This is a genomic window from Oceanobacillus sp. B139/18, assembly GCF_055524595.1.
This window is the reverse complement of record NZ_JBVFXI010000008.1, coordinates 135,810-143,647: the sequence shown is the minus strand read 5'-3', so window position 1 is coordinate 143,647 and position 7,838 is coordinate 135,810. Positions and strand designations below refer to the sequence as shown.

The following is a 7,838-nucleotide window of genomic DNA, read 5'->3' as shown; positions in this document are numbered from 1 at the left end:
GTCTTTATCTGGATGCTTTTTCGATAGCTGGTAAGCGGTGCTCAAGCCAATAATCCCTGCTCCAACAATCACTATGTCTACTTTCACTGTGCTTCCCCTGCCTCTGCTTAAGTTGTTTGAATACCGCAAGCTTCCGCGACTACTTCCACAATATGCTTCACTGAAATCACATCCGATAAGCCTTCTCTTTCTACTCCCAGCTGCATTTGGATATGACAGCCCGGATTGGAAGTGATGATTAATTCCGGTCTTGCTGTTTTAACGTTTTTCATCTTCATATCTAAAATTTGCATGGATTCCTCAAAATGCAGGATATTATAAATACCTGCTGAGCCACAGCAGAGCGCTTTATCTTTTAACTCCATGTAGTTCAGGCCGGGAATACGTTTAATGATTTTTAACGGGTCCTCAAACACCTGCTGTACATTCTCCAAATGACATGACGGCTGAAATACAGCATTCTTCGGAATTTCATATTGAAAATCCAAATCAGCCATTGCCATCAGTTCAGAAATATCCCTAACCTTTGCCGTAAACTTCAATGCCCGCTCATGCCATTCCGTTCCTTCCTGAAATAACTTAGGGTATTCTTTTAACGTCGCTCCACAGCCGCCGATGGTATTAACAATATAGTCAAAGTCATATCCCTCATAGGCTGCGATATTTTTCTTGGCTAGCTCTACCGTCTGATTGTGCTCTCCTGCATGATGCTGCAGGGCACCACAGCATGTTTGTGACGGAATATTCGTCACTTCCATTCCATGTCCGTTTAAAATGTTAACAGCTAGATCATTAATCCGGCTGAAAAATACGTCCATAATACAGCCTTGAAAGAAACCAACCTGAATTGCTGATTTTCTAAAAGGATTCGGCGGATTTTTCAGCCGCTTACTTAGTTGGACTTCCGGCATGGCTTTATTCAAGTCTCGGTATTTCTCCATCGGTTTTAGAAGATTACGCCGATTAACCACACGCTTCACTCCGGTCACCTGATAAGCATATAAACTCCTGTTCACCAGTCTCAGAATCTGTTTGTTTTTCAAAACCACTTTAAAAGCAGCTGTTCTGACTCCCTTCTCGAACAGTCCCATTTTTTTATTATCTTTCAGCACCTCGACGGCCGACATCAGAATATCGCCGTAACGGACATTGGTGGGGCATACTGTCTCACATGCCCGGCAACCCAGACATAAATCAATCCCTTCCCGCATGTCTTCTATATCTATCTTTCCTTCCGCTGTCATCTGCACTAAATTAATACGCCCTCTCGGTGAATGCTTTTCTTTTTTAAAAGCCAGATAGGTGGGGCAAGCAGGCAAGCAGTACCCGCATTGCACACAATCAAAGGTTGCCTGATAATCCAATTTTTCAATTAATTGCTCAGTCATTTTTTAACACTAACCTTTTCTCTCCCGCTTCCGGGAATATTTTTCCTGGATTCAAGATATTCTTCGGATCAAGCGCTTGTTTAATCGCTTTCTGGAATACCATGCCGGCTTCTCCTACTTCTTTTGGGAAAAACGGTTTTTTCATCGTTCCGATTCCATGTTCACCTGATAAGGTCCCGCCTAATTCAATGGCGTAATGAAAGATTTCTTCGACCGCATCCTCCACTCTGGTAACTTCATCCGCATCCCGCATATTGGTATTAATCGTTGGGTGCAGGTTGCCATCACCAGCGTGGCCAAATACAACAATATTCAGATTATACTTTTTCTTCATTTCATCTATCTTCCGAAACATGTCTGGAATCTTACTCAACGGGACGGTCGCATCTTCTGATATTTTGGTGTAGCCGCTTTGGACAATTGCAGGTGAAACTAATTTTCTCACCTGCCAGAGCCTTGCTTCTTCCTCTTTGGTTTTCGCAATTTGCACATTCTCTACACCAATTTCTAAAAGAGCCTGCTGAATAACATGCAGTTCCTTCATCAATACATCTGTATCCCCATCCACTTCAACAAGCAGAATAGCCGCGGCCGTTCTGGGTAAATCCAGTCCGGCATAATCCTCCACTTTGTTTATCGCATTCTGATCAAGAATCTCCATTTTAGAAGGTCTTACTCCCGATGTTAATATTTTGGAAATAGACTTTCCTGCAGTATACAAATCCTCGAATATAATCATTGCTGTCTTCGTATCCATCGGCTTTGGAATCAGCCTTAAAGTTGCCTCTGTAATAATTCCAAGGGTCCCCTCTGATCCGATTAAAAGCTTCGTTAAATCATAGCCGGTCACATTTTTAACGGTATTTCCACCCGTACGGATAACTTCTCCTTCCGCGGTAACCACCTCCAGCCCCAATACATAATCCTTTGTCACACCATACTTTACTCCTCGGGGACCGCCGGCGTTTTCTGCTAAATTCCCGCCAATAGTGCAGATCGAGGAAGAAGAAGGGTCGGGCGCATACATTAAGTTATACTTTTCTGCCAATTGATGAATATCTCCTGTTTTCACACCTGGACTTGCCTTGATTAACAAATCATCCGGAAAAATTTCCAGATACTGATTCCACTGGGAAAAATCCATTACAATACCTGCGTGTACAGGTAGAGGACCTCCAGAAAGGCTTGTGCTCGCTCCTCTTGGATAAATGGGAATTTCATAAGCATTCGCCAGCTGTACAATTTTCTGTACCTCTTCCGTTGACATCACTTGAACAACATAATCCGGCATATACTGCCCAAAGGACGCATCATAGCCGTATGAGACACGGTCATCCACATCTATTAACAAACGCTCTCCTACTATTTCAGTCAATTTTTCTATTATTTTTTCTTTCATTATTTAACCCACCTATATTCTGTCGTCCCCCAACTTTCTGCGCATGTTTGTCAGATGTAAGTACATCGCTTCCTTGGCTTCTGCTGCATTTTGGGATTTGATTGCCAAATAAATACGTTCGTGCTCGCTATAAACCTCTTCTCTTTTTCTAGGTTTTCCTACATTCAGTTTCAATGAATATTCCAAAGCATTTCTGTGTACACGCTCTAAATTTTGAAAGGTTTGAATCATATAATTATTCTCTGTGGATTGGATAATCGCTTGATGAAAATTATAATCCGCTTTTAAACCAATCGAATATTCATTGCTCGTGATTTCTTCAAAGTCCTTCAGCGCCTGCTCAATTTTCGAAAGTGCTTCTTGTGTATGCCTTACTGCACTGTAGCCTGCTGCTTCCACTTCCAATAGCGCTCGCATTTCTAACAGATCAAATAACTCTTTTTTTGTAAATTCGCCGTAAGTATATTCTTTAAATTCATCCGCAGCATCCAGGCGCTTGACATAACTTCCCTTCCCCTGCATCGACTCTACATAGCCTACTGAGACTAATTTACTGATTGCTTCCCGAATAGGAACTCTGCTGACATCAAAATATTTTGCGAGCTCATTCTCTGAAGGAAGCTTTTGTCCTTCAGCGTATTCGCCAGTTTTAATCATATTTTCTAACTGGGAAAAAATAATATCAGATAACTTTTCTTTTTTGAACGGTTTCATTTTATTATCCTGCCTCCAGGAGCCGCCTGCTTCTTATAAAATGGAAAGCAAGTACAATTACAAACAATGCCAGGCCGATGACGTCTAATAATTGACTCGTAGAAATCAAGAAGAAGGCCACTCCGATTAATATGATTCTTTCTACTATATTTAATTTTACTCGAATATAGTTTCCGAATCCAACAGAGAGGGCATAAACTCCTATAATCGCAGAAATAAATGCTTGTACTAATAGGAAATAATTAATTGGCCCTTCGTCCGTTTGCAGCAGCAAGATTGGATCATAAACAATAATGATCGGGATAATAAACCCTGGAAATGCTAACCGTAAAGCTGTCCAAGCTGTTTGCATCGGATTCGCTTTCGCAATTCCTGCCCCGGTATAGGCAGCTAACGCTACAGGCGGCGTTACGTTAGACATGGCACCATAATAAAATACAAAAAAGTGAGCTGCTAAAGGATTAACGCCTACTTGGACAAGCGCCGGCGCAGCTGTTACAGCTACCACAATATATAATGCTGTTGATGGAAGCCCCAGACTGAGCACAATACAAGTAATCATAATCAGTATTAATATAATAAACAGATTTCCGCCTGCAAGATCCGCGACATTATAGGCGAGCATCGATCCGACACCGCTCATAGAAACAACGGCAATAATAATCCCTACAGATGCACAGGCAATAGCAACCTGAACGGAGTTTCTGGCTCCATCAATAAGTGCCTCAAAGAGCTTAGAGAAGGTAATCCGATTCGTTTTATCTTTGGTTAAGTAGGAAGTGATAATCGTAGCAATGATTCCGGCAAAGCCGGCAAAAATTGCCGTTTTTCCTAATAGAAGCACCCCCATCACAACAATAATCGGCAAAAGCAAGGCGCCTCTTTCCAATAGTACCTTTTTGATATCTGGAATATTCTCCTTACTAATTCCTTTCAGTCCAAGCTTCTTTGCTTCTGTATCAATCGCAAATACCAAAGCAATAAAATATAACAAGGAAGGCAGAATGCTGGCTAAAACAATCGCCGTATAAGGAATTCCTAAAAAACCTGCCATAATAAATGCTGCAGCTCCCATAATCGGCGGCATCAGCATGCCTCCCGTAGAAGCTGCAGCCTCTACCCCGCCTGCAAACTTCGGCTTTAATCCGATACTTTTCATCAGTGGAATCGTAAAGGCACCCGTTGTCGCCACATTCGCTACAGCGCTTCCGTTCAATGACCCTGTCAGTGCACTTGTAATAACTGCAACCTGGGCAGGTCCTCCCCGGCGCTGTCCTGCAATCGCCAGAGCTAAATCATTAAACAAATTACTTGCACCGCTCACAGTAAGGAATGAACCAAATAAGATAAACAACACAATATAAGTAGAAGCAATGGATAGCGTGCTGCCGAAAACTCCATCAGACGTCATGTAAATACGATACAGCATTCTTTCAAATGTAAAGCCGGAGTGAGCAAAATCAATAGGGAAGTACGCACCATAAATACCATAAAGCAAAGCAATAACACTCAAAATAGGAATAAACCAGCCGATAGCCCGGCGTGTTATCTCAAACAATACTAAAATACATAAGACAGCAAATATATAATCGACTGTATTCGCCTGGGATAACCGATCCACATGCAAATTTGTATACGTTACCGTAATATAGCCAATGGAAATAATCGACAGGAACAGCATAACGATATCTATTGATGATATTTTCCCTGTCTTCTTTTTGTTTGACGGATGAAGCAAAAATCCCATTACAAAGATTAAGATTAAAAAAATCGTATTTCTATAAAACTCCTGAATGTTTAGATAACTGGAAGTGAGTAAAACAAAGACCGATAGGATAATACCGACAACAGCGATAATTTTATTACGCAACGATTTAGGATCTGCAACTGGATTATCATTTGGATTTTTCTCGATATCTACCTTTTTTGCCTGTGCATTCGCCATTAATTTTCCTCCTCTCTTAACTCTTCTGGTTTCAGATGCTCTTCAATCTCTATACCTTGCTCTTCAAAATAGCGGTAAGCTCCAGCATGAAGCGGTGTATTCAAGCCTTCTAAAGCTGTCTCCACCTGCATTTCCCGGGCGGAATTATGAATCCCAATCATATATTCACGATTTTCAAATAGTATCTTGGTTAAGTTATAAACCATTTCTTCATCCATATCCGAAGTGGTAACTAAAATATTCGGCTGGGCAATCGTATCAATATCTTTTTCCTGCCTCGGGTAAGAACCAGCCTCAATGGTGTAGCGATACCATGTATGAACAATATCGTTAATATCCTCCATTTGTTCATCGGTCACCTCTAAAATAGCGGCATTCAACCCGCTTGCATACATATCTGTAATAGCAGATACGGGTACCCCTGCAGGAAGAGATCCGCCATTTAGCCGGCCATCCCTCATTGCCGAAATCGTATCATCATATCCAAGGTATTCTGTTCTGATATCACTTTTCCCTAACTCAATCCCTTCCATCATTGTTACGGTAGATTGTTCTGTTCCACTTGCCTGAGGGCCTACAGAAAACGATCTGCCCGCAATATCAGAGATATCTCCAGACGCAACAAAATCTTCCATTAATACAAAATGCTCTACGTTTGGCCAAATCATCCCCACAGACCGAAGCTCTTCGTATTGGTCTCCTTCATAAATACCGCTTCCCTCTGCTGCCTGTGTCGAAATCAACCCTTGGAGTATGGCAAAATCAGCTTCTCCATTTTTGAGTAAATCAATGTTCTCAACAGAACCTGCGGAGGCCTGTCCATTAAATTTGATATTCTGATCCCGATAATGCTCTGTCCAAAGCTGCCCCATTCCGACCCCGATCGGATAATATGTACCTCCGGTGGTTGCTGTTGCGATGTTGTAAATTTCTTTCTTCTCAAAATTACATCCAGATAAAACAAAGGTAAAAATAAGTACTGTAAATAAAAATAGCTTACCTTTCATTCAAACACCCCTTTGTATGCGCTTTCAGTTGAACTTGTAATACAATGTTACAACATTGAACATTTTGTGACAATACCTAAATATAAAATTCTGATAAATGATTTAAAATTTATTTTAAATTTCCCATTTTTTAAGGTTTATTCAATCCGCGTTCCGTATAGGCCCAAGCCTTGTTTTAGTAAGCATTAAAAAACAGGAAGAGATATCTACCCTTGTACAGAAATAGTTAAAAAGACATAACAGCAGGGAATCTGACACTTTTATTGGGCAAATCAAAAAACCAGAGTAATCCGAAGATCGCTCTGGTTTTTTGATTAAAATAAATTAAATTCCTCCAAAGTCCACGCCAACCAGGAAATACGATGCAACAATAAGCACCAGCTGATATACCGTTAATGTCCAAAAGACATCAAACCGGGATTTTTCCATAAGCGCTAAAAATAAATAAACATGTATAAAGCCGAAAAGTAATAATGAAAATACATATGTTACAATAAATAAATCAATGAATAATAAGCCAAAAAATAATGTCACGAGACAAAACACAAGGACAAACGGAATATTGACCACCACGTATTTTGTCAATAATTCCTTATGCTCCATTGTTTTATTCCCGAACTGTTTCAGCAGAATATAGAGCGAGAAGTAACCTATCGCAAAAGTAATAAGCCAAGAGACAAAGGTTTGTAAAACAAAAGTGAAATTAATGTCTCCCAAAAAGTAGAACAGCCCATCAAAACCATATCTATAAAATAAATAATGGCAAATACTTACAAGCACAGCTAATAAAGCGAAAATAATGAGACTGGTTTCCACTTTTATCGACCGGCCGGAATGAATAAGTGTATTTGGCCTTAATGTTGCGTCTAATGCAATTCCTTTGATTTCATTAAAGCTTTCTTGAAAATCAAATTGCGATCCCTTTGTTTTCTCCTTCTGCCCTGCTTCATTGGATTCGCCGGCAGCCTGCTCTAGATGTGTTTTTGCTTCGTTCGGCTCTTGCTCAAGCTGATTAGAAGGTTCCTGCTGCTGTGTCCCATGCTCCATACGCTGCTCTTCCGCTTTCTCTCCACCAGGTATCGATGCAGCATATCCCTCCTCTACACTTTCTTCTTGCTGTTTATCCTCTTTCTCCATCCTACCACTCCTTATTTTTTGAGTTATACTTCATCAAACGAATTACTCTAAGCGTTCATTACGCACAGAATGAAAATGTTTGATATTTTAGTATATACTTAACATTAGCACAAATTAATTATTTTCAAACTCAAAAGCTGCAGAATTAGGGTATTTAACAGAAAAACAGGAAGGAAGTTTCACGTTCTATATATAAAAGTCTATATTCCTGATTATTAAAACCTAATTTAAAACTAAATACCCGCACC

Annotated in this window: 7 protein-coding genes; all 7 read right to left on the bottom strand. The window is 40.3% G+C overall.

Annotation, left to right across the window (positions count from 1 at the left end; genetic code table 11):
• Positions 1-72 (bottom strand): NAD(P)-binding protein (locus ACZSMY_RS20195; RefSeq protein WP_465148212.1); only part of this gene is annotated, 72 nt, incomplete at its 3' end.
• A 35-nt stretch (positions 73-107) separates the two neighbouring features.
• Entirely contained in the window at positions 108-1,388 is a 1,281-nt protein-coding gene (locus ACZSMY_RS20190; protein ID WP_465148246.1) for a (Fe-S)-binding protein, read from the bottom strand.
• Positions 1,381-2,787, bottom strand: a complete 1,407-nt coding sequence (locus tag ACZSMY_RS20185; RefSeq protein WP_042530970.1) for an FAD-binding oxidoreductase — start codon at positions 2,785-2,787, stop codon at positions 1,381-1,383. Before ACZSMY_RS20185 ends, ACZSMY_RS20190 begins: the two co-directional genes overlap by 8 nt.
• Before the next feature lie 12 nt (positions 2,788-2,799).
• Positions 2,800-3,501: a FadR/GntR family transcriptional regulator gene (locus tag ACZSMY_RS20180; protein WP_042530968.1), complete on the bottom strand. Its 702-nt coding sequence runs from the start codon at positions 3,499-3,501 to the stop codon at positions 2,800-2,802.
• Positions 3,502-3,505: 4 nt separating this feature from the next.
• Positions 3,506-5,446: a TRAP transporter permease gene (locus ACZSMY_RS20175; protein ID WP_193064222.1), complete on the bottom strand. Its 1,941-nt coding sequence runs from the start codon at positions 5,444-5,446 to the stop codon at positions 3,506-3,508.
• Positions 5,446-6,453 carry a TAXI family TRAP transporter solute-binding subunit gene (locus tag ACZSMY_RS20170; RefSeq protein ID WP_042530966.1) on the bottom strand — a complete coding sequence of 336 codons (1,008 nt, stop codon included), beginning with the start codon at positions 6,451-6,453 and terminating at the stop codon, positions 5,446-5,448. Before ACZSMY_RS20170 ends, ACZSMY_RS20175 begins: the two co-directional genes overlap by 1 nt.
• A 324-nt stretch (positions 6,454-6,777) precedes the next feature.
• The gene (locus ACZSMY_RS20165) at positions 6,778-7,590 is read right to left on the bottom strand and encodes a hypothetical protein (RefSeq protein ID WP_042530964.1); all 813 of its coding nucleotides are present in this window, start codon (positions 7,588-7,590) and stop codon (positions 6,778-6,780) included.
• Positions 7,591-7,838: the final 248 nt, after the last annotated feature.

What these genes read in the sequence shown, in the direction of transcription:
- ACZSMY_RS20190 (WP_465148246.1), bottom strand. Translation starts at nt 1,388, where the DNA reads ATGACTGAGCAATTAATTGAAAAATTGGATTATCAGGCAACCTTTGAT.
- ACZSMY_RS20185 (WP_042530970.1), bottom strand. Translation starts at nt 2,787, where the DNA reads ATGAAAGAAAAAATAATAGAAAAATTGACTGAAATAGTAGGAGAGCGT.
- ACZSMY_RS20180 (WP_042530968.1), bottom strand. Translation starts at nt 3,501, where the DNA reads ATGAAACCGTTCAAAAAAGAAAAGTTATCTGATATTATTTTTTCCCAG.
- ACZSMY_RS20175 (WP_193064222.1), bottom strand. Translation starts at nt 5,446, where the DNA reads ATGGCGAATGCACAGGCAAAAAAGGTAGATATCGAGAAAAATCCAAAT.
- ACZSMY_RS20170 (WP_042530966.1), bottom strand. Translation starts at nt 6,453, where the DNA reads ATGAAAGGTAAGCTATTTTTATTTACAGTACTTATTTTTACCTTTGTT.
- ACZSMY_RS20165 (WP_042530964.1), bottom strand. Translation starts at nt 7,590, where the DNA reads ATGGAGAAAGAGGATAAACAGCAAGAAGAAAGTGTAGAGGAGGGATAT.